Source organism: Nonomuraea sp. NPDC049750, from assembly GCF_040659625.1.
In the GTDB taxonomy this organism is placed as follows: Bacteria; Actinomycetota; Actinomycetes; order Streptosporangiales; family Streptosporangiaceae; genus Nonomuraea.
Genome location: NZ_JBFANB010000040.1, coordinates 1 through 22,862, shown reverse-complemented (window position 1 = coordinate 22,862; position 22,862 = coordinate 1). Strand labels below are relative to the sequence as shown.

The following is a 22,862-nucleotide window of genomic DNA, read 5'->3' as shown; positions in this document are numbered from 1 at the left end:
CGAAGCGGCTTGACGGTAAGCACCTGTACCTGCCGGAGACAGCGCCGGTAATATCCGCATTTATGCTGCGCTGTGCCGTATTGGATGATTACCAGGATATCGCACTCGGCCTCGCCGACTGGTCCCCGGTGCGGGCGACGAGCTTTCGCGAGCACTTCGCCACGCAGGACGACCTGGTGCGGGCCGTACACGACCACGAGATCCTGGTGATCATGCGGGAGCGCACGCCGTTCCCCGCCGAGCTCTTCGCCCGGCTCCCGAACCTGCGCCTGCTCATCACGACGGGCATGCGCAACGCCTCCATCGACCTCGACGCCGCCCGCGCCCACGGCGTCATGGTCTGCGGGACGGCCGGCAGCTCGGCGCCGCCCACCGAGCTGACCTGGGCCCTCATCCTGGGCCTGGCCCGCCACCTGATCCCCGAGGCCACGGCGCTGCGGACGGGCGGCCCCTGGCAGCACACGATCGGCCTGGACCTGCGCGGCAGCACCCTCGGCCTGCTCGGCCTCGGCAAGATCGGCTCCCAGATGGCCGCCATCGGCCGCGCCTTCGGCATGGACGTGGTCGCCTGGAGCCGCAACCTCACCGCCGACCGGGCGGACGAGCTGGGCGTACGGTACGCGGCCACGAAAGAGGCGCTGCTGACCGAGTCGGACATCGTGTCGATCCACCTCGTCCTCGGCGACCGGACCCGCGGGCTGATCGGCGCTCCGGAGCTGGCGCTGATGCGTCGCACGGCCTATCTGGTCAACACCTCGCGGGCGGCCATCGTGGACCAGGCCGCCCTGATCGAGGCGCTGACCGAGGGCCGCATCGCCGGCGCCGGGCTGGACGTCTTCGACCAGGAACCGCTTCCGGATGACCACCCGTTGCGCACGCTGCCGAACGTCCTGGCCACCCCGCACCTCGGCTACGTCACCCAGGGCAACTACCGCACGTACTTCCAGGAGGCCGTGGCCGACATCGAGGCATTCCTCGCGGGCGCGCCGGTCCGACTGCTCACGTAACCCCGGCCCTCGCGGGGGCTCTGGTCCGGCTGCTCACGCAACCCCGGTCCTCGCGGGCACCTCGGTCCGGTTGCTCGCGGGCACCCCCAGTCCAGCTGCTCACGTGGCCTTTCCCCGTGCCCGGAAGGCCGCGGTCTTGACCCGGTTCTGGCAGGCGGTGGAGCAGAAGCGGCGCGTGCCGTTGCGCGACACGTCCACGTAGACCCGGTCGCAGTGCGGCGCCGTGCACACGCCGAGCCGGTCGAAGAACTCGCCGCCGAGCACGATCGCGAGCCCGGTGGCGCAGCTGGCCGCCCAGTCGTCGGCCAGGGTGCCACCCGTGCCGTGGAAGTGGAGATGCCACGGCTCGCCGTCGTGCCGCTGGAGCGTCGGCCGGGCGTGCGACTCCTCAAGCAGGCTGTTGACCTGCGTCGCCGCCGTGTCGATGTCGTCCGCCGCGACGGCCTCGAAGACCAGGCGCAGGCGCGCCGCGATCTCGGCGTACGCGCCGCTCTCCGCCTCGGTGACCTCGGGATGCGTGGGGTAGACGGCACGGAGCACGTCCGTGGCGGCGGTGGCGAGATCGTCCAGCGCCGGCCAGGGCCGCCCCCGGCTCTCGCCAGGGGTCAGCACATTGACCACCGCCACGGCGACTCGGACCACCGCGTCCGTGTGACTGTTGAAATCCACTTGACCAGTTACATCCTATGCTTTAGCTTGTGACTGTCTAAAGCTTAAACGAGGGTCACAAGGAGACGACGTGCTCACTCACGAGATCGCACTCGACTGGATCGCGCGCTGGGACCGGCAGCAGGAGGGCTACCTGCCCGACCGCGAGGAGCGCTTCACCGCGTTGATCGACGCCGTCGAGGCGCTGGGCCGCCCGGACCCGCTGGTCATCGACCTGGGCTGCGGGCCGGGCTCGCTGTCCGCCCGCCTCCTGGAGCGGCTGCCCAAGGCCACAGTGATCCCGATCGACGCCGACCCGCTGCTGCTCGGCCTCGGCCGGGCCGCGTACCCGCGGCTCGGCTTCGTCGACCTCGACCTGCGTACACCGGGCTGGACAGACTCGCTGTCCCTGGACCGCCCGGCCGACGTCGCGGTGAGCACCACCGCGCTGCACTGGCTCGCCGTGCCGGAGCTCCGGAAGTTGTACGCCGACCTGGTCTCCGTGCTGCGGCCAGGTGGGCTGCTCCTCAACGGCGACCACTTCGACTCCGACGACGCCGCCACTCCGGCCATCGCCCGGCTCGAACGCGCCGTCCACGACCGCCACACCGACCGGGTGTTCGCCGACGGCCGGCCCGAGGACTGGCGGCAGTGGTGGGACTCGATCGCCGCCGAGCCCGCCTTCGCCGAGCTCAACGATGCCCGTACCGCTCGCACGACCGCGGGCGCGAACCACAGCGGCACCGAGTCCGGGCTGCTGTCCCAGCACGTCGAGGCCCTGCGGGCGGCGGGCTTCGCCGAGGTCGGCACGCTCTGGCAGCGCGGCAACAACCGCCTCCTCTGCGCCGTCCGCGCCTGACAGCCGTCCGCGCCTGACAGCCGTCCGCGCCTGACAGCCGTCCGCGCTTGACAGCCGTCCGCGCCTGACAGCCGTCCGCGCCTGACCGGGGTCTCCTAGCCCCACACCTCCCGCGCGGTCTCGGCGATCAGGGCCAGTTTGGCGAACTGCTGGTCGGCGTCGAGCACGTTGCCCTCGACGGTGGAGGAGAAGCCGCACTGCGGTGACAGGCAGAGCTGGTCCAGGTCGATGAACTTGGCGGCCTCGTCGATGCGCCGCTTGAGCGCGTCCTTGGACTCCAGCTCGCCGTGCTTGGTGGTGACCAGGCCGAGCACCACCATCTTGCCCGGCGGTACGTAGCGCAGGGGTTCGAAGCCGCCCGAGCGCTCGTCGTCGAACTCCAGGAAGAACCCGTCCACCGCCAGCTCACCGAACAGCGCCTCGGCCACGAAGTCGTAGGCCCCGGAAGCCGCCCAGGAGGAGCGGAAGTTGCCGCGGCACATGTGCGTGGTGATCGCCATGCCCTCGGGCTTGGCCGCGAGCGCGATGTTGATCTGCTTGATGTAGCGCAGGTGCATGTGCTCGGCGTCGTCGCCGCGTTCGGCGAGCTCGGCCCGCTGCGCCGGGTCGTTCAGGTAGGCCAGGCTGGTGTCGTCGAACTGCAGGTAGGTGCAGCCCAGCTCGCCGATCTTGCGTACCTGCTCGGCGTAGGCGGCGCTGAGGTCGCTCCAGAACTCCTCGACGTCGGGATAGACGTCCGGGTCGATGGAGGCGGGTCCGCCCCGGTAGTGGACCATGCTGGGCGAGGGGATGGTCAGCTTGGGCACCGCGGTGGTCACGGTGTCGCGCAGGAACGTGAAGTGGTCGGCGAAGATCGGCTCGGTCAGCCTGATCTTGTCGTGCACCCGCATCGCCGCGGGGGTGTACTCAAGGTCACCCTGCTCGTTGTGGAAGCGGACCGTGATGTGCTCGCCGGTGGCCTGGCCGATGCCGCCGAGCTGGTAGATGAAGTCCATGTGCCAGGAGGCCCGGCGGAACTCCCCATCGGTCGCCGCCTGCAGGCCCAGCTCCTCCTGCCTGCGCACGACCTCGCGGATCGCCTCGTCCTCCACCTCGCGCAGCGCCTCGCCGGTGAGACTCTCACGGGCGCTGAGCAGGGCGGGTGGCCGGAGCAGGCTGCCGACATGGTCCGCGCGGAAAGGTGGGGAGGTGCGCATGTGGATCACCTTCTCTAGGCGTACGTAGTACGCCCAAAGTTAGGCCACTATGCAACGGCTGTCACGGTTCTGCCCAACGTCCACCTGATCACAATGTTGGGCACTCTATTGACAGGCGTAAAGGCCCTGCCTACATTCAGGGCCACATTCGCGGTCCTGGAGGTCCTGATGCACAGGTTTCTCCCGTCCCTGGCCTGTCTCGTTCTCGCCACGGCCGCGTGCGGCAGCGGTGGCGGCGGCGAATCCGGCGCTAAAGATCCCATCAAAGTGGGCCTCATCGTCTCGCTCACCGGTAACTACACCCCGCTCGGCAGCGAGGACAAGAAGGCCGTCGAACTGGCCGTCGAGCAGATCAACAATGGCGGCGGCCTGCTGGGCCGCAAGGTGGAACTCGTCGCCCGCGACGACAAGACCGCGCCGGACCAGGGCATCGTGGCCTACAACCAGATCAAGGGCGAGATCGACGCGCTGATCGGCCCGGTCTTCTCCAACTCGGCCCTGGCGATCGAGCCCCTGGCGCAGCGCGACAAGATGCCCTACCTGTCGCTTGCTCCCGCCCAGGAGCAGGTCGAGCCGATCAAGTCGTACGTCTTTGTCACCCCCGCGCTGTCCAGCATGTACGCCGAGCGCTACCTGCAGTACCTCCAGGCCACCGGCCTCAAGACGGTCGCGGTCGCCTACGACTCCAAGAGCGCCTACTCCGTGTCCGGGCACAAGGCCATGGTCGCGCTCGCCCCGAAGTACGGCGTCAAGATCGCCGTGGACGAGCCGTACGAGACCACGACCTCCGACTTCAGCCCGCTCTTCACCCATGTGCGCGGCTCCGCGGCCGAGGCGCTGGTCTTCTGGGGCTCCGGCGCGCCCGGCGTCACCGCGGCCAAGCAGTATGCCGCCGCGGGGCTGAAGGTGCCGCTGTTCCTGACCGCTTCCCAGGCCAGCAAGCTCTGGCTGGAGCCGATGGGCGCGGCGGCCGAGGGGATGACCGTGCAGAGCGCCATCGGCGTGGTGGGCGAGCAGTTACCCGACGGCAAGCAGAAGCAGGTCATCGAGCAGATGGCCAAGCCGTATCAGCAGAAGTACGGATATCCGCCGCCACAGTTCGCGCAGGACGGCTACAGCGCCAGCCTGCTGCTGTTCGAGGCGATCAAGAAGGCGGGCGGCACCGACAAGGCCAAGATCCAGCAGGCGCTGGAGACCATGGACCTGGTCACCCCGAACGGCCGCTTCCGTTACTCCCCCACCGACCATTCCGGGCTCTCCCCCGAGTACATCTCGGTCAACACCGTGAAGAACGGCCAGTTCATCACCACGCCCTGGGCCAAGGCGCAGCTCGCCAAGACCGTGGCCGCGGAGTAGCGGTGCTGGCGGTCACCGGGATATCGCGCTCCTTCGGAGGCGTCTACGCCGTTGACGACGTCACGTTGAGCGTCGCGGACGGCGAGGTGTGCGGGATCATCGGGCCCAACGGCGCGGGCAAGTCCACGCTGTTCAACCTCATCACCGGCCACCTGCTCGCCGACCGCGGCGAGATCGCCTTCCTCGGGCGCCGGGTCGAGCGGCTGGCGCCCGACAGCCGGGCCCGGCTGGGCATGTCCATCGTCTTCCAGGGCGCCCGGGTGTTCCGCGGCATGACGGTCAGGGAGAACGTCATGGTCGGGGCGCACAGCCGTACCCGGGCCGGGTTCGTCTCGGCGGCGCTGCGGCTGCCGCGGCATCGCGCCGACGAGCGGGAGATCGCCCGCGAGGCGGACCTCGCCCTCGACCGGGTGGGGCTGGCCGAGTGGGCGGATCGGCCCGCCGACCAGCTCCCGATCGGCCAGCAGCGGGCGCTGCAGCTGGCCCGCGCCCTGTGCGCGCGGCCCCGGCTGCTGCTGCTCGACGAGCCCGCGTCCGGGCTGCGCGGCGGCGAGCGCGAACGGCTCGCCGCCCTGGTCGAGGAGCTGCGCGCGAGCGGGCTGACCATCCTGCTCATCGAGCACGACGTCGCCTTCGTGACCCGCCTCGCCGACCGCGTCGTCGTCCTCGACCTCGGGCGGGTCATCGCGGACGGGTCCCCCGCCGAAGTGCGCGCGGATCCGCTCGTACTCGCCGCCTATCTCGGACAGGCTTCATGATCGACGTCCGCGACCTGGTCGTCTCGTACGGCGCGGCCACCGCGCTCGATCACGTCACGCTGTCGGTACGGCGCGGCGAGATGGTCGCGCTGCTCGGCCCGAACGGCGCGGGCAAGTCGACGCTGGCCAACACCCTGGCGGGCCTGCTCACTCCGGCCTCCGGGACCGTGCGGATCGACGGCCGGCTGGCGCTCATCCCCGAGGGCCGCCAGGTGTTTCCGGATTTGTCGGTCGCCGACAATCTCGCCCTCGGCGGCTGGCGCTCCCGGCAGCGCGACCCGTCGTTCGTCTACCAGCTGCTGCCGCGGCTGGCCGAGCTGTCCGGCAGGCGGGCAGGTGTGCTGTCGGGCGGCGAACAGCAGATGTTGGCCTTCGGCCAGGCCCTGATGGCGCGGCCCGACGTGCTCGTGGTCGACGAGCTGTCGCTGGGGCTCGCTCCCCTGCCCACCGCCAAGCTGGCCGAACACCTGGTCGAGCTCAACCGTACGCACGGGCTGACGGTGCTGCTCATCGAGCAGAACGCGCGGCTGGCCTTCGAGCTGTGCCGGCGGGCCTACGTCTTGGAATCCGCGCGCGTGGTGGCCGAGGGCGAGTGCGCCGAGCTGGCAGACGACCCGCGCGTGGCCGGCGCGTACCTGGGCGGGGCGATCACATGAGCGCGTTCATCGGTTACCTGCTCAACGGCCTGGCCGTCGGATGCGCGATCGCGCTCATCGCCAGCGGGCTGGTCACCATCTACCGGGTCACCGGGGTGGTCAACTTCGCCCAGGGCACCTTCGCCGTCGTCGCCGGGCTCTGCACCTCCTCACTGCTGGGGCTCGGGGTCCCCCACGGGGTCAGCGAGGTGGCCGCCGTTCTGGTCGCCGCGCTCGCAGGCCTGCTGACCGGCCTGGCCGCCACCGGCAAACGGGACACCACCCCGCTGTCGTCGCTCATCGTCACGCTCGGCGTGGGCGTCCTCGCGTACGCCGTCGAGATCGTCCTGTGGGGCGACCAGCCGCGCTCGGCCCCCGGCCTGGCCGGCTCGGTGACCATCGCCGGGGCCCACGTCCAGACCCAGCACCTGCTCGTCATCGCCGTCACCGCGGCGACGTTCGTGCTGCTCATCCTGTTCTTCGGCCGTACCTACCTGGGCAAGGCGCTGACCGCGTGTGCCTCCAACCCCTTCGCCGCCCGCGTCATCGGCATCGACACCCGGCTGATGGGCCTGCTGGCCTTCGCTCTGGGCGGGCTGCTCGGCGGCATCGCCGGCGTGCTGGTCACGCCGCTGCGGCCCATCTCGTTCGACACCGACGTCACGCTCATCGTCAACGGCTTCGCCGCCGCCGTGTTCGGCGCGCTCACCCGTCCCGGCGTCGCGCTCGGCGGCGCGCTGCTGCTCGGCGTCGCCGAGACGATGGCGGCGGGGTACGGCTACGGGTCTCACCAGCTGGAGGTCGCTCTGGGTCTCATGCTCGTCGTCATGGTCGTACAGGCGAGCCGCCGATCGACGATCCATCAGGAGACGGTGTGAAGCGGGCGGCCGCCGGGCTGCTGATCGCCGCCGTCACGCTCGTCCTGCCCGCCGTGCTCGACGACAGCTCGCTGGCCGTGTACATCCTGCTCGGCCTGGCGGCCATGGTCACGGTCGGGGTCTCCCTGCTGATGGGGTACGCCGGGCAGGTCTCCCTGGGCCAGGGCGCCTTCTACGCCATCGGCGCCTACACCGCCGCCCTGCTCGCGCTGAACGGCGTCCCTCCCCTGGCCGGGCTGATCGCCGCGCCCGTCGCTGCGGCGGCGTTCGCCCTCGTCATCGGTACGCCGCTGCTGCGGCTGCGCGGCCACCATCTGGCCTTCGCCACCCTGGCCATGCAGCTGATCCTTCTCTCCCTGGCCGGGCAGCTGGACTTCACCGGCGGCGACATCGGGCTGCAGGCCATCCCCCGGTTCGGCATCGGCTCGGTCGAGGCGGAGAGCGCGTCCGCGTACGCGTATCTGACCTGGGCGGGCCTGGCCCTGGTGATGCTCGTGACGCACAACGTGATCGCCTCCCGGCCCGGCCGGGCGCTGCGCGCCCTGGCCACCAGCGAGACCGCCGCCGCCTCCGCCGGGATCCCGGTCGGCCGCTACAAGCTCGTCGTGTTCGCGCTGTCGGCCGCCTTCGCCGGCCTGGCGGGCGGTATCTACTGCTTCTACACCGGGTACGTCGCGCCGGGGTCGTTCCCGGTGCTCATCTCGATCCAGTACATCGTCATGGCCGTCGTCGGCGGCCTTGGCACGATCTGGGGAGCCGTCGTCGGGGCCACCGCGATCACGCTGCTCGTGCAGGGGCTCGACCGGGTCGCGAACCTGCCGGGGATGCCGACGTACGCGCCGAGCGTGCTGTCGTACGCGGTCTACGCGCTCGTCCTCATCCTCGTCGTCCTCTTCATGCCCCGGGGGCTGCTGCCCACGTTCGCCCGGCGTAGTTCGCCGAATCCGCGCGGCAATTCCCGGTGAACTTGCCGATTGGGAATAGCGGTGAACCCGGATCGGGGGCCACTGCGTACATCGTGGCAATCGACTTTCCGGAGACTTGCCATGAGGATCCGCTATTCGGCCATTGTCCTCGCGCTTTCCGGTGTCGCCGCGTGTAATGGCGGCGGCGAACCGGCGGCACCGGCGTTCGCGGGCGGCGCGACCGCGAATCCGCTGCCGGCCGGCGCGTCGGTCTCCCCTTCCGAGGCCAAGAACATTCTCGATCGGTACGAACGCCTGGCCAAGCAGGCGAGTTCGAAAGGCAAGGGCTGGGAGGCCGCGGAAGCGGGACTCTCGCTGCAGCTGACCAACGCCGACACCCGGATGGACACGCTGCTCGGCGAGCGCAGGAAGGGCCGCGCCGGAGTCGACGAGTCCCGGTTCGCGATCCCGGCGAGTGGCGACTGGTTCCTGGCCGAGTACAAAACCGGGTCGAACTGGACGCAACTCATCTTCCAGCAGACCACCGAAGGGTGGCGCGTGGTCTCCGCCTCGGCGACGCGGCCACCCGCCATCGCCAAGGACGGCAACGGCTACGCCACCGCGCTGAACGTGGACGAGCGCGGCGGCCTCGCCGTCTCACCCCGGCAGGCGGCCACGGCGCACGCGCGCCTGATGAGCACACTCGGCGCGGACGCGGGCGCCAAGCAGCTGTTCGCGGCCGGGGATTACACCACCGAACTCGTGGCAAGCCTGCGGAGCGACCGGCAAAAGGCGCAGGGCCAGTGGAATCTGAAATACCAGCCGCAACTCGCGCCGGAGGTCTTCGCCCTCAAGACATCGGCCGGCGGTGCCGTGGTCTGGTACGGCATGCGCGAACAGGACACTTTCACCGCCCGCCCCGGCGCCGCGGAATTGGGGCTGTCGCAGCCCAATTGGAAGGCGCTGAGCCGCGGCACGTTCTACAAATCCAAGGTCACCATGAAGAGCGGGGCCATTTACGTCGCCGTCATCCCTCCGTCGTCCGGAAAGGTGCGGGTGATCAGCCAGTGGTTCGCGCCGTTCAACATCAGCGGATCATGAGCCTTTGATGCTATTTGGTGGCTAATGGCCCCTGAAGAGGTTTCTTTTACAAGCACTTTACCGTGCGTAGTAGATCGATTACTGTGAGTGCATCCGACCTGGTCAAAGGCCAGATACCCTCCGCACGATGAAAGGTGCACAGCATGCGCGCTCTCCCTCTCGTCGCTCGAACCGCCGCACTCGTCGCCGCGATCTTCCTGGCGGCACCGGCCCTGTCCGCGGCCGCCAATCCCTTCCCCCCGCGACCCGCGGTCCCCGGCGGTCCGCCCGTGGACCAGCTCAGCGCCGTCTGCTTCAAGCTGCCGTACTTCGGCCCGAAGGGGCACGCCAACTTCGATTTCGGGCCGAAAGTCGTCCAACTGCTCGATGACCGGGGTGTCAAGGTGGAAGGAGTCGACCCGATCGAGGCCAAGCCCGACAACAAAGGTGTCTACATGCCGATCGGCTGGCAGCAGGACCACATCGACCCCTGCAACGGCGTGTACTACCCGGGCGGCTTCGCCCTCAACGACGTCAAGAGCGGCCACAAGGTGACGATCCACGACATCCACCTGCGCGCTGACGGGGCTCACGCCGGGGTGGCGATCGACGGGGTCGAGCAGGGCGAGCAGCTCGTGGCGACGTACAAGCTGGCGGAGTTCCTGCCGACCGTGGCCACGCCCCGACCGCTGGAGGGCGGCGTCGGGCCGAAGTACTGGCCGTTCTACGTCAGCCCGTACCTCAGCAGCACGGTCAAGGACATCACCGGCATCACCCTGAACGCGGGCGAGTACCTCGCCAACCTCGACGCGGTCGTCCAGTACGTGTGACGTAACAGCCCGGCACCCGCGGCGACGGCTTCGTCGCCGCGGACCGCTCTGAACCGCGTACGAGACCATCCGCGAAGCGAGGGACATGATGCCGAACCTCATCGGCAGACGGCCATGGCTCATGGCCGCCGCCGCCTCCACCACCGTACTGACCGGCGCCGTGCTGCTCGGCCCGGCGATGAACGCCGTCACGGCGACCAGCCACTGGGACGCCCCGGGGACGTTCAAGGACAAGGTCATAGACGCCAGCGACCTGTACGCCTTCACCAGCCCGGACAAGCCCGACACGGTGACCATCGTCGCGAACTACATCCCCTTCCAGATCCCTTACAAGCCCTACCAGTTCGACACCAACGTCCAATACGACCTGCACATCGACAACACCGGCAGCGGCAAGGCGGCCATCACCTACCGCTGGACCTTCCGCAACAAGGGGTTCCCGGTGCCCTCGGTCCTGCGGCGCGAACGCCAAGCGGCCGGACCCGAATCTTTGGTGGAGCAGAGCTTCACGCTGACCAAGCTGCGCCCGGGCCAGCCCGACCAGACCCTCATCAGGGATGGCTACGTGGGCCCTTCCGACATGGGCATCCTGATCACGCCCGGCTACCAGGGACTGCGTCAGAAGGCCGTACTCGACCTGCCCGGCGGCGGAAAGGTCTTCACCGGGCAGGCCGCCGACCCCTTCTTCAGCGACAACAAGGCGGTGAACCTGCTCAGGTTCGGCATACCGTTCCCGCCGCTCGCCACCGGCGTGCCGATGAACGTCGACTCGCTCGCCATCCAGGTGCCCAAGTCCGAGCTGGCCCTGGGCGGCGACTCCACGGCCAACCCGGTCGTCGGCGTCTGGACCACGGCCGCCCGCAAGTCCCTGAACGGCGAATACAAGCAGCTGTCACGGCTGGGCAACCCCAACTTCAACGAGGTGCTCATCCCGTTCGCCTCGCGTGACCGCTTCAACGGCATGCGTCCGCAGGACGACGCCGGCAGCGGCCTGGTCGTCGAGTCCACCCGGGACCCCGAGCAGGCCAGAACCGTCGAGCGGCAGGCCGGGGTCAAGGCGCCGGCCCCGCCGCGCGCGGACCTGGAGGAGATCTACCTCACCGGCCTGACCACCAAGCGGGGCGGCCCGCTGAAGGAGGACCTCAACTCGCAACTGCTCAACCGGGACGCCTCCGGCTTCACGCCCACGGAGCAGTTGCGGCTCAACATGAGCACCCCCGTCACCGCCAAACCGCACAAGTATGGCTACCTCAAGGGCGACAAGCAGGGCTATCCCAACGGCCGTCGCCTCACCGACGACGTGGTCACCGTCAACCTCCGGATGCTCCTGGGGGAGCCGGCGGGACCAGGAGCGCCCAATCTGATCGACGAGAACAACCCGGTCTTCCTCACCGCACCCATCACCGGCAGCTTCCCGTACGTCGCCCTGCCGGTGCACTAGACCGACAGCTCGTTCTGACTGACCGAGGACTGATGAGACGCGTACGGAAAGCGCTACCGCTGCTGGGCTGCGTGCTCCTGGGCTGCGCCCTGTTGGCCTGGTTCGCCCCCGGCGCCTGGCTGCGCCGGGACGAAACGCCGCCCACCCCGCCGCGGCGTACGGCGTACGAACCGGCCGCGTTCATCGATCAGGCCCAGGACCACCTGCGCCGCCATCCCGGCGACACGCGGGCCTGGGCCGACCTCGGCGGTGCGTACCTGGAGCAGGCCCGCCGCACCGGCGACCCGGCCTTCTACGGCAAGGCGCAGGGGGCGTTCCAGCGTTCCCTGCCGCACATCGACGCCGTGATCGGGATGGGCGCCCTGGCCAACGCCCGCCACGACTTCGCCCTCGCGCTGCGCTGGGGCACGCGGGCGCGCGCTGCCGCGCCGTACCGATGGCCGTTGTACGCCGTGCTCACCGACGCGTACGTGGAGCTCGGCCAGTACGTCAAGGCCGACCGGGTGCTCCGCCACCTGCTGGACGGCCGTCCGGACCTGGTCTCCTTCACCCGCGCCGCGCACCTGTTCCACCTGCGCGGGCAGAGCGCCCGTGCGCGCGAGGCCCTGGAACGGGCCCGCGACATCGCCGCCGACCCCGCCGACTACGCCTTCTGCGTGTGGCAGATCGGGGAGCTCGCCTGGAGCGACGGCGACCCGCGCGCCGCCCTGTCCGCCTACACCGAGGCGCTGGCCGCCGACCCCTCGCACACGCCCTCCCTGGCCGGCAAGGCCCGCGCGGAGGCCGCGCTCGGGCGCCTCGCCGACGCTCGCCGCGACTACGCCGACGCCGTCACGCGCAGTCCCTCCTTCGTCGTGGAGTACGGCGAACTGCTCCAGCACCTCGGGGACCAGGCCGAGGCTCGGCGGATGTACGCGGTGTTTCGCGCGCAGGTCAAGCTGCAGGCGGCGAACGGTGTAACGGACTCCCTCGCCGTCGGCCGGTACGAGGCGGACCACGGCTCACCGGCCGTCGCCGTTCGGGAGCTGCGGGCGGAGTGGGGGCGGCGGCACAGCGTGGACGTGGCCGACGCGCTCGGCTGGGCCCTGCACCGGGCCGGGCGCCACGCCGAGGCCGCCCGGTATGCCGCTTACGCCGACCGGCTCGGCGGGCGGAACGCGCTGTTCGCCTACCACCGAGGGGAGATCTCCCGCGCCCTCGGCCGGACCTCTGCCGCTCACGCCGAGCTGACCAGAGCACTGTCCATCAACCCGTACTTCTCACCGGACGGCCCGGCAAAGGCCCGCGCGGCGCTGGGCGGCGCGGCGTGATCGGCTTTGTCGCCGCTGCCGTGATTCTGGCCGCGCATCCGCTGGGGAATCTGAGCGTCAACCACTACGACGGCCTGAGCGTGTACCTCGACCGGATCGAGGACACGGCGATCATCGACAGCGCCGAGATCCCCACCCTGCAGCAGCGCCAGGGCGCCTCCGGGCCGCCCGACGCCTACGCGGCGCGCGCCTGTGGGGAGCTGGCCGGCGCGGTGCGCGGACAAGCCGGGGAACGGCCACTGGCTTGGCGGGTCACCAGCGCGTCCTTCGCCTACCGCCCTGGGGCCGCCGGGCTGCCCACCAGCAGGCTCACCTGCCGCCTGGCCGCTCCCCTACGCGTCGACGGGCCACTCACTCTGACATTCGCCAACCCGTACCGTGGCGAGGCCGTGGGCTGGCGGGAGATCACGGCGTCCGGCTCCGGTGTCCGGCTCAGCGCGTCCAGTGTGCCCACCCGCAGCGTGTCCGGTGAGCTGCACGCCTACCCGGCAGACCTGCTCAGCTCCCCGCTCGATGTCCGTCAGGCCCGCTTCACGGTGGAGCCGGGCAGTGGCGGCCTCGGGGCACCGGCCCGCGTGCCCGGTGCGGACGTGCTCACCCGCTACACCGGTCTACTGGCCGACCGCCTCAACAGCCTGGTCGGGGCCGACCGGCTGACGGTCCCGCTCGGGCTGCTGGCCCTGCTCGTGTCGCTGGTCCTGGGTGCCGTCCATGCCGCGCTGCCCGGCCACGGCAAGACCGTCATGGCCGCGTACCTGGCCGGGCGTGACGGCCGCGTGCGTGACGCGTTCGCCGTGGCCGCGACGGTGACGTTGACGCACACGGCCGGGGTGATCGTGCTGGGCGTGCTGCTGTCGGTCTCCGCCTCGGTCGCCGGGGAGACGGTGCTGGGCTGGCTCGGGGTGATCAGCGGACTGCTCATCGCGGCGATCGGCACCGCCCTGCTGCGCTCGGCCGTCGTACGACCCGCGAGCCAACACGGGCACGGACACGGACACGCGCACGGACACGCGCACGGACACGCGGATGGGCACGCGGACGGGCACGGACCTGCGCACGGACACGGACATGCGGACGGAAACGGGCGCGGGCACGGGCATTTCGCTTCGTCGGGGCGGGGCGTGGTCGGGCTGGGGGTCGCGGGCGGGCTGGTGCCGAGCCCGTCGGCCCTCGTGGTGTTGCTGGGGGCGATGGCGCTCGGGCGCACGGCGTTCGGGATCGTCACGGTCGTCTGTTACGGACTGGGCATGGCCCTGACCCTGCTCGCCGCGGCCCTCGCCGTCCGCCACCTGGCCGACCTCACCCTGACGAACCGGCTGAACAGGCTGCGCCCGTACACGGCGACGATCACCGCCGCACTCGTCCTGCTCGTCGGCCTCGGCATCGCCGCCCGCGCCCTGGCCTCCCTCCTCTGAGACGGCACAGCTGGTCAAGTGGCGGTGGCCAGCCGGCCGACGGGGGTGAGCCGGTCGCGCCGGTCCAGCCGTCTGACGGCGGCCGCGGAGGCGAGCCCGGCGACGGCCAGCAGCAGCCAGGGCAGAGCGGCCAGCCGCGTCGTACGAGCCGCGTCGAGCAGGGCACCCGCGACCAGGTTGCCGGCCAGGATGCCCACGCCCGAGGCCAGGTTGTAGATCCCGTAGTAGGTGCCGATCAGCCGATCTCCCGCCATGTCGGCGATGGTGGCCATCTCGAAGGGAAAGGCCATCAGCGTGCCGACGGTGAGCAGAAGAGTGCAGGCGAGCACGGGCAGCATCGCCCACACCGGCGCCAGCGGCAGGTGCGCCGCCACAGCCGGCGGCAGGAAGGCGAGGCCCATGAGCGCCAGACCGCGGCTGATCGCCTGCCCGCGAGTCCAGCGCGCCGCGCACCAGGTGGTCAGGTGCACCTGCCCGGCGATGCCGAGCAGCGCGGAGAGGGCGTACAGCGCCATCACCCCCGCCTGGCCGCCGCCGAAGCGCTGCACCTGCAGCGGCAGGGCCAGGTACATCTGGTACGACAGCGCGTACGAGGCGATCATCGCCGTAGCGAAGGAGACGAACGCCCGGTTCCCGAACGCCGCGCGCCACTCGCGCAGCACCGGCTGGTGCTCTGCCCCCGACGGGCGCCGGGCCGGAAGGCACGCGCCTTGCAGGACGGTCAGCACCGCGAAGATCGCCGCCGCGGACAGGCACACGGCCGGGAAGCCGACACTCATCAGGGCGATGCCGGCCAGCGGGCCGAGCAGGATGCCCGCCTGGTAGAACACGTTGAACACGGCGAATGCCGCCACCTTGCGCTCGCCGGCCTCGACGGCCAGGTAGGCGCGGGCCGCCGGGTTGAACAGCGCCCCGGCGAAGCCGGTCACGGCAGCCGCCGCAAGGAGCCAGGGCAGCGAGGTGGTCAGCCCGAACAGCGCGAACCCGACCGTACGCAGTGCGCACCCGGCCATGATCATCGGCTTGTAGCCGAGCCGGTCGGCCAGGGTGCCGCCGATCAGGAACATGCCCTGCTGGCTGAAGTTCCGCAGGCCCAGGACCAGCCCGATGGTCCAGGCCGCCAGCCCGGCGGCGGTCGACAGGTGCTGGGCGAGATAGGGCATGAGCATGTAGAAGCCGAGGTTGATGCCCAGCTGGTTGATCTGCAGCAGCTGGATCGGCCGGTCGAAGGAGCGGAACTGCCGCAGCATGCCGCTCATCGCGTTCCTGCCAGCGGGTCCATCACGCGGGTGCAACGCGTCCAGCGGCGCACCTCCCGCTCGCTCGGCGTCGGCAGAAGGTCCGGTTCCTCCGCCGGGGTCGTGTCGAGCAGGCCGTGCCGCTGGCAGTGCTCGTCGTCGAAGATGGTGTTCCAGTATCGCCAGGGCCCGTCGGGGAAGATCGCGACGATGGTCTGGCCGGGGGTGGTACGCGCCAGCCAGCGGGCCACCAGGGTGACCGCGCCGGTGCTCCAGCCGCCCGAGATGTAGTGCCGGGCGGCCAGGGCGCGGCACGCCCAGACCGCTTCGGCGGCGCTGACCCAGTGCACCTCGCTGAAGGCGTCGTAGGCGACGTTGCGCGGGTGGATGCTGGAGCCCAGGCCGCGCATCAGCCGGGGCCGGGCGGGCTGGCCGAAGATGGTGGAGCCGACCGTGTCGACGCCGATCAGCCGCAGGTGCGGGAAGTGACGGCGCAGCACCTTGGAGATGCCCGCGCTGTGCCCGCCGGTGCCGACCGAGCACACCAGCACGTCGATGTGCGGCAGCTGGGCCAGCAGTTCGTGGGCGAGCCCGGCGTAGGCGTCGACGTTGTCGGGGTTGTTGTACTGGTCGGGACAGTAGGAGCCGGGAAGGTCGGCGAGCAGGCGGTGTACCCGCTCCCGGCGGGCCTGCTGCCAGCCGCCGACCGGGTGCGGCTCGGTGACGATCTCCAGGCGGACGCCGTAGGAGGTCAGGAGCCGGCACATCAACGGCTCCATGCCGAGGTCGCCCACCAGCACGACCGGGTGGCCGAACACGATGCCGGCCAGGGCCAGGCCGAGCCCCAGGGTGCCACTGGTCGATTCGATGATCGTCGCACCCGGTGCGAGCTCTCCCCGGGCTCGGGCCTGGCGCACCATGTGCAGGGCGGGCCGGTCCTTGATGCCGCCCGGGTTGAAGCCTTCGAGCTTGGCCCAGAATCCCCCTCCCCCCGGCACGGACGGCTCGGAAATGAACGCCAGCGGCGTATTGCCGACGGTGAGCGCCAGAGTGGAATGGGCGGCCGGCGAAAACTCTTGCGGGCGCGCGAACATTGCTGGTGATGACATGGATGAAATCCCCGAAGAATACGCGAAGTTCACGGCACGGCGATATGACCGCGAACTTGGGCGGGCAATGGACAACGAAATCAGACGCGGTCCTGGCCTATACGCGCATCACGCTTTCCTGATCGGGCCTGACCCCCCGCCCGATATCGGCCGACGACGAAGGGGCCTGGGCGGTCTGCCGTGCCGCCGGGCGGGGCAGCTCCACTGCCGACCCGGCCAGCACGAGCGGCACGCCGGTGGGGTTGGTGGCCGAGCGGTCCTGCTCGGTTCCGTGTACATGGCCCACGGGCAGGTCACGATGCAGGCAGCGGACGCCGTGCGTGACCGGAGAGACCCCGCCGGCCGCCAGATGAGCGCCGTGGGTGAACGCGGAGACCCCTCCGCCGGCCAGTTGAGCGCTGTGAGCGACCGGCTCCGACAGCTCCACGGCCGCGCACGCGCCGCCATGGGCGAACACCACACTGAGGACCAAGGCGATCGCGAACACCGCGTGCGTCAGCAGCCGGCCGGTGCCACGGGCGGCCGGTCGGCGCGAACGGAGCGTTCGTGTCGCAAGCATCACCGGTGATAGTGCCCGAAAGGCAGCCGGACGCGCCCCGCAATAGCAATGCTTCCGGTAAAGCTCGTGCCGTCATCCGGTTTCGCGGGCGCGTCGATGGCCGGCTCATCGACATGGGGGAAAGAGCGTCCTATCGCACGGCCATTTATCCCGTACCGCGATTTACGGTGGACATTCGAGCCTCGCGTGGATCGCGCTGTTATCAGGTGGAGTCCCTCATGAGCCTGTCCCGACGCCGGATCCTCGCCGGGCTCGGCGCGCTGGCCGCCGGCGCCGCGACCCGCCCAACCGTGACGCCCTCAATCCCGGCAGTGACGCCTTCAGCCCCCGCCGTGACGCCTTCAGCCCCGGCTGTGGCCCGCCCAGCCCCGGCGAAGGCGCTGACCGTGCCCGGCGGCGGTCTGACCCCTGAGCAGCTGGCCCAGGACGAGGGTTTCTGGGCCGCCGTCGCCCGCCAGTTCCAGGTGAGCGCCGACTTCGTCAACCTGGAGAACGGCTACTACGGCATCATGCCCGAGCCGGTCCGGCTGGCGTACCAATGCAACATCGACCAGCTCAACGAGCGCAGCTCGCACCTGCTGCGCACCGCGTACAAGCCGCGAGCCGACCAGGTCCGCGACCGCATCGCCACGCTGCTCGGCGTCACCAGGGACGAGATCGCGCTGACCCGAGGCGGCACCGAGGCGCTGCAGAGCCTGATCTCCGGCTACCGCCGCCTGCGCCCGGGCGACGGCATCATGTACGCCGACCTGGACTACCACAGCGCCCAGTACGCGATGAACTGGCTCCAAGCCCGGCGCGGCGTCCACCTGGCGCGGATCGTCATCCCCGAGCCTCCCACCCGTCAGGCGGTGCTGGAGGTCTACGAGCGCGCGCTACGTGAGCACCCGAAAGTGAAACTGCTGCTGCTCAGCCACATGAACAACCGCACCGGCCTGGTCACTCCGGTGCGCCAGATCGTCGCCATGGCCCGCCAGTACGGCGTCGACGTCATCGTCGACGCCGCCCACTCCTGGGGGCAGCTCGACTTCACCCTGCCCGACTTCGACGCCGACTTCGCCGCCTTCTCCCTGCACAAGTGGATGAACGTGCCGCTGGGGGCCGGATTCCTCTACATCCGTGCCCAGCGCCTGGCCGACATCGACCCCCTCTACGCCGACGAGACCTATCCGGCCACCGACATCCGCTCCCGCGTGCACTCCGGCACCATGAACGTCGCCCCCTTCCTCACTGCCGACACCGCCCTGGACTTCCACGACACCCTCGGCGCCAAGGTCAAGCAGGCCCGGCTGCGCTTCCTGCGCGATCGCTGGGTCCGCCAGCTGCGCGACCTCCCCACCGTGCAGATCCTCACGCCGGACGAACCCGACATGTACGGCGCCATCACCGCCATGCGGCTGCGCCGCCGTACCTCTGAGGCCGACAACCAGGCCATCGCCGACGAGCTCATGACCCGGCACCGGATCTTCACCATCGCCCGCACCGGGATCACCGGCGGCGCCGCCGTACGCGTCACCCCGGCCCTGTTCACCTCCGCCGACGATGTGGACCGGCTCGCCGCCGCACTGCGCGACATCGCCCGCAGAGGGGCGTGATCGGCAAGGACGCCGAGCCGCCCTGCTGCCTGACTGACTGACCGATTTCTTCCTCGGGGCGGTGGCGTACGGGGTCGCGCGGTGTTATCACTGCGGGGACAAGGTCACCTCCCCGAGGGGGATCAGTGGAGTTCCGTCTGCTCGGCCCCGTCGAAGCCTGGGACGGCGGCAAGCGCCTGGCGCTGGGCGGGCCGAAACCCCGCGCACTCCTGGCCGCGCTGCTGCTGGCCAACGGGAAGGTCGTCTCCAGCGAGCGGCTCGTGGACGTGCTGTGGGGCGACGACCCGCCGCGCAGCGCCTCCGCGCTCGTCCAGACGTACGTGTACGGCCTGCGCCGCACCCTCGCGGACGGCGGCGAGGGGGAGGTGATCGAGACCAGGCCGCCGGGGTACGCGGCCCGGTTCCAGCCCGGCCGGCTCGACGTGGAGTCGTTCGAGCGGATGGTCGCCGAAGGCCGGCGGCACGCGGCGGACGGTGGGCACGACCGCGCGGCCGAAAGCCTGCGCGCGGCGCTGGCGCTGTGGCGCGGATCGGCGCTCGGCGGCATCGGGCACGTGCTGCGCGGCGAGGCCGCCCGCCTCGACGAGACGCGGCTGCTCGTCCAGGAGGAGCTGCTTCACGCGGAGCTGACGCTGGGCAGGCACGCGGAGGCGGTCGGCGAGCTCACCGAGCTGGTCCGCCTGCACTCCGCCAGAGAGCGCCCCCGCGCCCTGCTCATGAGGGCCCTGTACCGGCTGGGCCGCCAGGCCGACGCGATGGCGGTCTACCACGAGGGCCGCAAGGCGCTGGCCGACGAGCTGGGCGTAGATCCCGGCCCCGAGCTGCAGGAACTGTACGAGGCGGTGCTGCGCGCGGACCCCGCCCTGGACCCCGCTCCGGCGCTGTCCAGATCACAGCCGGTCCCGGCGCACCTGCCCCGCGGAGTCGCCGACTTCACCGGCAGGCAGCGCCAGCTCGCGGAGCTGACCGCCCTGCTCGACGCCCCCAGCGACACGGTCACGGTGTGCGTCATCTCCGGCAAGGGCGGAGTCGGCAAGTCGACGCTCGCGGTGAAGGCCGCCCACCAGGCGTCCCCGGCCTATCCCGACGGGCAGCTCTACGCCGACCTGCGCGGCGTCACCGGCTCTCCGGCCCCGGCTTTGGAGGTGCTCGGCCGTTTCCTGCGGGCGCTCGGGCTGCCGCCGTCCGCGATTCCGTCGACGGTGCCCGAATGCGTGGACGCCTACCGCAGCGCCCTGCACGGCCGGCGGGTGCTCGTGGTGCTCGACGACGCGGGCTCCGAGCAGCAGGTACGCCCCCTGCTCCCGGGCAGCCCCACCTGCGCCGTGCTGATCACGGCCAGGCGCAGGCTCGCCGGCCTGGACGGGGTGCGGGTGAGCGACCTCGACGTCTTCGACACCCCTGCGGCAGTGGACCTGCTCGCCCGCATCGCCGGTCCTGAGCGCGTACGGGCGCAGACGGAGGCGGCCGGGCACATCGTCCGCCTCTGCGGTCATCTGCCGCTCGCGCTGCGCACGGCGGGCGCGCGGCTGGCGGCCCGCCCGAACTGGCCGCTCGCGACGCTGGCCGGGCGGCTGGCCGACGAACACCGCCGCCTGGACGAGCTCACCGCCGGCGACCTGGAGGTACGGGCCAGCGTCGCGCTCAGCTACCGAGGGCTCGACGAGGGAGCGAAACGGGCGTTCCGCCTGCTCGGGCTGCTGGGCGTGCCCGACTTCGCGTCCTGGGTGCCCGCGGCGCTCCTGGACGTGCCCGAGGCCGAGGCCGAGGAGGCCGTCGAACGCCTGATGGATGCCCAGCTCCTCGACGATGTCGCAGTGGACGCGGCCGGGCAGACCCGCTACCGCCTGCACGACCTCCTGCGCGTGTACGCGGCCGAACGCGCCGAGGCCGAAGAGCCGCCCGAGGAGCGCGCGGCGGCCGTCAACCGCGCTCTGGGCGGCTGGCTGTGGCTGATCACCCGGGCCGCCGCCGCCCGGCCGCCGGGCGCGCTGGCGCTGCGGCGCGAGTACGCCATGGCCAGGCCCGTCGACGCGGACGTGGCCGACCTGGTCACGTGGTTCAGCGCCGAGAGTCCCGCCCTGGTCGTCGCGGTGGAGCGGGCGGCCGCCATGAACCTGCACGAGGTGGCCTGCGAGGTGGCCGCCGCCCTGTGCTCCTCCTCGTTCTCCGTGGACACCCGTTTCGAGGAGTGGCGGCGTACGCACGAGTCGGCGCTGGGCGCGGCACGGCGGGCGGGCGATCCGCTGGCCGAGGCGACGCTACTGGTGGGGCTCGGCCAGCTCCGCTACCGGCAGGACCGCTATTCGGAGGCGCAGGCGTTCTTCCACCAGGCGCTGCCACTGCTGCGCGCGGGCGGCGACGCGCACGGGCAGGCGGTGGCCGTCGCCGGCATCGGCAACGCCTGCCGCGAGCTGGGCGACCTGGCCGGGGCGCTGGCCCACCTGCGGGACGCGGCGGAGGTGTTCCGCTCGCTCGGCGACGACGCCGCGGTCGGATACGTCAAACGGCTGGCCGGATCGGTGCTGATCGAACAGGGTGAGTTCGCCGCCGCCCGCGAACTGCTCGACGACGCCCTGGCCGCCTTCCGCAGGCTGGGCAGCAAGCGCGGCGAGGGGCTCACGCTGCGTACCATCGGCCTGGTCCACCGGGCCGTCGGCGAGTTCGGCCGGGCCGAGGAGCTGTGCGCGCGAGCGGTGGCCCTGCTGCGTGAGGCGGGCGACCCGCTGATGCTCGCGTACTGCGTGCAGGCCCTGGCCAAGACCCGCATCCGGCTCGGCGGCGACGCCGGCATCCTGCCCGAGCTGCGCGAGGCGATGGAGGTGTGCGAACGGAACGACGACCGGTTCGGGATGGCGCTCGTCGAGCGGACCGTCGGCGAGCTGCACCTGGCCCACGGCAGGCACGCGCAGGCCGAGGAGCATCTCGGCCGATCCGTCGCGCTGTGGGACCGGCTGGGGCTGCCGCTGTTCCGCGCCCGCACCCTGCGCGACCTGGCCTCCGCCCGCGAGGCGGCCGGGGACGCCTCCGCCGCCGCCTCCATGCGAGCCGAGGCGCTCGCCGTCTTCGCCGAGTACGGCACCCGCGAGTACGGCGAACTGCGCTCGTCTGGTGCTTTTCTGGAGTGAATTTGGAGTGCCCTCGCTCAACGTCCTCCTAAACAGCCCTTTTTCTGTGCAAGGAGAGCGTCGTGCCGGACATCGTCCTCATGTCAGACCCCAGAATCAGCGAGATCCCCGTCGAGGATCGCGCGGAGCCGCTGGTAGACCTGCGCACCGTCCCCGGCCTGCGGCTGGACCCGCGGATGGCCGACACCGGCGGAGCGTACGCGCACATCCGCCAAGGTCACGTCGAGCGCCTCCTGCGCGCCCAGAACGGCCTGCCCGACGGGCTGCGGCTGCTCATAGTGGAGGCGTACCGGCCGCCCGCGCTGCAGGAAAGGTACTTCCAGCGGTACGCCTCGCAGCTCGGCGCGGACAACCCCGACTGGTCGCCTGAGCACGTGTACGTGCAGGCCAGCCGTTCCCTGGCGCCGCCCCACATCGGCCCGCACGTCTGCGGCGCGGCGATGGACCTCACCCTGTGCACCGGCGACGGCGCCGAGCTGGACATGGGCACCGAGGTGAACGCCAGCCCGGAGGAGAGCGACAACGCCTGCTACACGGTCGCGCCGAACATCTCCAAGCACGCCCGCGCCAACCGGGAGACCCTCATCGGCGTCATGTCCGCGGCCGGGTTCGTCAACTACCCGAGGGAGTGGTGGCACTGGTCGTACGGCGATCGTTACTGGGCCCTGACCACCGGCGCTCCCGCGGCCCTGTACCCCCTGATCGAGTGGTCGCCGCGTACATGAGTTCGACCGCCGCGGTGATCGATGATCACCGCGGCGGTCGCGTGTGGTGAGGACCTTAGATCGGCTTGGTACGGAACTGGTCCCAGTTGCCCGCGCCCGAATCCCAGGTCATGGTGGGGGCGTTGAAGCCGCCGCCGGTCTTGGCGGTCCAGGTCCACAGGCCGGTGCGGCCGCCGGGGTAGTCGTAGAA

Annotated in this window: 20 protein-coding genes; 15 read left to right on the top strand and 5 right to left on the bottom strand. The window is 71.0% G+C overall.

Annotated elements, in window-relative coordinates:
• The first annotated feature begins 80 nt into the window (after positions 1 to 80).
• A complete protein-coding gene (locus AB0J16_RS52490; RefSeq protein ID WP_358554607.1) occupies positions 81 to 1,007 on the top strand; it encodes a D-2-hydroxyacid dehydrogenase family protein in 927 nt (308 codons plus the stop codon).
• 99 nt (positions 1,008 to 1,106) lie between these two features.
• On the opposite strand, the gene AB0J16_RS52485 is transcribed toward AB0J16_RS52490, so the two are convergent.
• Complete coding sequence (locus AB0J16_RS52485; protein WP_358554604.1) at positions 1,107 to 1,676, bottom strand: CGNR zinc finger domain-containing protein; 570 nt, start codon at positions 1,674 to 1,676, stop codon at positions 1,107 to 1,109.
• Between the two features lie 70 nt (positions 1,677 to 1,746).
• On the opposite strand from AB0J16_RS52485, the gene AB0J16_RS52480 reads away from it, so the two are divergent.
• Entirely contained in the window at positions 1,747 to 2,514 is a 768-nt protein-coding gene (locus AB0J16_RS52480) for a class I SAM-dependent methyltransferase (protein WP_358554601.1), read from the top strand.
• Between the two features lie 95 nt (positions 2,515 to 2,609).
• On the opposite strand, the gene AB0J16_RS52475 is transcribed toward AB0J16_RS52480, so the two are convergent.
• The gene (locus AB0J16_RS52475) at positions 2,610 to 3,710 is read right to left on the bottom strand and encodes a 5-methyltetrahydropteroyltriglutamate--homocysteine S-methyltransferase (protein ID WP_358554598.1); all 1,101 of its coding nucleotides are present in this window, start codon (positions 3,708 to 3,710) and stop codon (positions 2,610 to 2,612) included.
• Positions 3,711 to 3,878: 168 nt separating this feature from the next.
• Here AB0J16_RS52475 and AB0J16_RS52470 point away from each other — a divergent pair, with 168 nt between their 5' ends.
• The 10 genes from AB0J16_RS52470 (at position 3,879) to AB0J16_RS52425 (ending at position 14,318) form a co-directional block, all read left to right on the top strand.
• Positions 3,879 to 5,066 carry an ABC transporter substrate-binding protein gene (locus AB0J16_RS52470; RefSeq protein WP_358554595.1) on the top strand — a complete coding sequence of 396 codons (1,188 nt, stop codon included), beginning with the start codon at positions 3,879 to 3,881 and terminating at the stop codon, positions 5,064 to 5,066.
• A 2-nt stretch (positions 5,067 to 5,068) separates the two neighbouring features.
• Entirely contained in the window at positions 5,069 to 5,824 is a 756-nt protein-coding gene (locus tag AB0J16_RS52465; protein WP_358554592.1) for an ABC transporter ATP-binding protein, read from the top strand.
• A complete protein-coding gene (locus AB0J16_RS52460; protein ID WP_358554590.1) occupies positions 5,821 to 6,480 on the top strand; it encodes an ABC transporter ATP-binding protein in 660 nt (219 codons plus the stop codon). The genes AB0J16_RS52465 and AB0J16_RS52460 overlap by 4 nt, the downstream gene beginning before the upstream one ends.
• Positions 6,477 to 7,337, top strand: coding sequence for a branched-chain amino acid ABC transporter permease (locus tag AB0J16_RS52455; protein ID WP_358554587.1), 861 nt, complete (start codon positions 6,477 to 6,479; stop codon positions 7,335 to 7,337). The genes AB0J16_RS52460 and AB0J16_RS52455 overlap by 4 nt, the downstream gene beginning before the upstream one ends.
• On the top strand, positions 7,334 to 8,302 hold the full coding sequence (locus tag AB0J16_RS52450) for a branched-chain amino acid ABC transporter permease (RefSeq protein WP_358554584.1): 969 nt from the start codon (positions 7,334 to 7,336) through the stop codon (positions 8,300 to 8,302). The genes AB0J16_RS52455 and AB0J16_RS52450 overlap by 4 nt, the downstream gene beginning before the upstream one ends.
• Positions 8,303 to 8,323: 21 nt before the next feature.
• Positions 8,324 to 9,343, top strand: coding sequence for a hypothetical protein (locus AB0J16_RS52445; RefSeq protein ID WP_358554581.1), 1,020 nt, complete (start codon positions 8,324 to 8,326; stop codon positions 9,341 to 9,343).
• 143 nt (positions 9,344 to 9,486) lie between these two features.
• On the top strand, positions 9,487 to 10,152 hold the full coding sequence (locus AB0J16_RS52440; protein ID WP_358554578.1) for a hypothetical protein: 666 nt from the start codon (positions 9,487 to 9,489) through the stop codon (positions 10,150 to 10,152).
• Between the two features lie 85 nt (positions 10,153 to 10,237).
• Positions 10,238 to 11,593 carry a DUF4331 domain-containing protein gene (locus AB0J16_RS52435; RefSeq protein WP_358554575.1) on the top strand — a complete coding sequence of 452 codons (1,356 nt, stop codon included), beginning with the start codon at positions 10,238 to 10,240 and terminating at the stop codon, positions 11,591 to 11,593.
• Between the two features lie 32 nt (positions 11,594 to 11,625).
• Entirely contained in the window at positions 11,626 to 12,903 is a 1,278-nt protein-coding gene (locus AB0J16_RS52430; RefSeq protein WP_358554572.1) for a tetratricopeptide repeat protein, read from the top strand.
• Positions 12,900 to 14,318: a High-affinity nickel-transporter gene (locus AB0J16_RS52425; RefSeq protein ID WP_358554569.1), complete on the top strand. Its 1,419-nt coding sequence runs from the start codon at positions 12,900 to 12,902 to the stop codon at positions 14,316 to 14,318. Before AB0J16_RS52430 ends, AB0J16_RS52425 begins: the two co-directional genes overlap by 4 nt.
• A gap of 14 nt (positions 14,319 to 14,332) precedes the next feature.
• Here the strand turns inward: AB0J16_RS52425 and AB0J16_RS52420 are convergent, their stop codons facing one another.
• The 3 genes from AB0J16_RS52420 to AB0J16_RS52410 form a co-directional block, all read right to left on the bottom strand.
• A complete protein-coding gene (locus AB0J16_RS52420) occupies positions 14,333 to 15,577 on the bottom strand; it encodes an MFS transporter (RefSeq protein WP_358554566.1) in 1,245 nt (414 codons plus the stop codon).
• The gene (locus AB0J16_RS52415) at positions 15,574 to 16,665 is read right to left on the bottom strand and encodes a PLP-dependent cysteine synthase family protein (protein WP_358554563.1); all 1,092 of its coding nucleotides are present in this window, start codon (positions 16,663 to 16,665) and stop codon (positions 15,574 to 15,576) included. Before AB0J16_RS52415 ends, AB0J16_RS52420 begins: the two co-directional genes overlap by 4 nt.
• Positions 16,666 to 16,762: 97 nt before the next feature.
• A complete protein-coding gene (locus AB0J16_RS52410; RefSeq protein WP_358554560.1) occupies positions 16,763 to 17,224 on the bottom strand; it encodes a hypothetical protein in 462 nt (153 codons plus the stop codon).
• Positions 17,225 to 17,442: 218 nt separating this feature from the next.
• Between AB0J16_RS52410 and AB0J16_RS52405 the strand changes: the two genes are divergently transcribed.
• The 3 genes from AB0J16_RS52405 (at position 17,443) to AB0J16_RS52395 (ending at position 22,672) form a co-directional block, all read left to right on the top strand.
• Positions 17,443 to 18,819 carry an aminotransferase class V-fold PLP-dependent enzyme gene (locus AB0J16_RS52405; protein WP_358554557.1) on the top strand — a complete coding sequence of 459 codons (1,377 nt, stop codon included), beginning with the start codon at positions 17,443 to 17,445 and terminating at the stop codon, positions 18,817 to 18,819.
• Between the two features lie 125 nt (positions 18,820 to 18,944).
• Complete coding sequence (locus tag AB0J16_RS52400) at positions 18,945 to 21,947, top strand: BTAD domain-containing putative transcriptional regulator (RefSeq protein ID WP_358554554.1); 3,003 nt, start codon at positions 18,945 to 18,947, stop codon at positions 21,945 to 21,947.
• Between the two features lie 62 nt (positions 21,948 to 22,009).
• A complete protein-coding gene (locus AB0J16_RS52395; RefSeq protein WP_358554551.1) occupies positions 22,010 to 22,672 on the top strand; it encodes a M15 family metallopeptidase in 663 nt (220 codons plus the stop codon).
• Positions 22,673 to 22,862: the final 190 nt, after the last annotated feature.

Bases quoted from the DNA above. Each gene is read 5' to 3' on its own strand.
- AB0J16_RS52430 (WP_358554572.1), top strand. From the start codon at position 11,626: ATGAGACGCGTACGGAAAGCGCTACCGCTGCTGGGCTGCGTGCTCCTG.
- AB0J16_RS52475 (WP_358554598.1), bottom strand. From the start codon at position 3,710: ATGCGCACCTCCCCACCTTTCCGCGCGGACCATGTCGGCAGCCTGCTC.
- AB0J16_RS52435 (WP_358554575.1), top strand. From the start codon at position 10,238: ATGATGCCGAACCTCATCGGCAGACGGCCATGGCTCATGGCCGCCGCC.
- AB0J16_RS52460 (WP_358554590.1), top strand. From the start codon at position 5,821: ATGATCGACGTCCGCGACCTGGTCGTCTCGTACGGCGCGGCCACCGCG.
- AB0J16_RS52440 (WP_358554578.1), top strand. From the start codon at position 9,487: ATGCGCGCTCTCCCTCTCGTCGCTCGAACCGCCGCACTCGTCGCCGCG.
- AB0J16_RS52420 (WP_358554566.1), bottom strand. From the start codon at position 15,577: ATGAGCGGCATGCTGCGGCAGTTCCGCTCCTTCGACCGGCCGATCCAG.
- AB0J16_RS52455 (WP_358554587.1), top strand. From the start codon at position 6,477: ATGAGCGCGTTCATCGGTTACCTGCTCAACGGCCTGGCCGTCGGATGC.
- AB0J16_RS52405 (WP_358554557.1), top strand. From the start codon at position 17,443: ATGAGCCTGTCCCGACGCCGGATCCTCGCCGGGCTCGGCGCGCTGGCC.
- AB0J16_RS52470 (WP_358554595.1), top strand. From the start codon at position 3,879: ATGCACAGGTTTCTCCCGTCCCTGGCCTGTCTCGTTCTCGCCACGGCC.
- AB0J16_RS52410 (WP_358554560.1), bottom strand. From the start codon at position 17,224: ATGCTTGCGACACGAACGCTCCGTTCGCGCCGACCGGCCGCCCGTGGC.
- AB0J16_RS52415 (WP_358554563.1), bottom strand. From the start codon at position 16,665: ATGTCATCACCAGCAATGTTCGCGCGCCCGCAAGAGTTTTCGCCGGCC.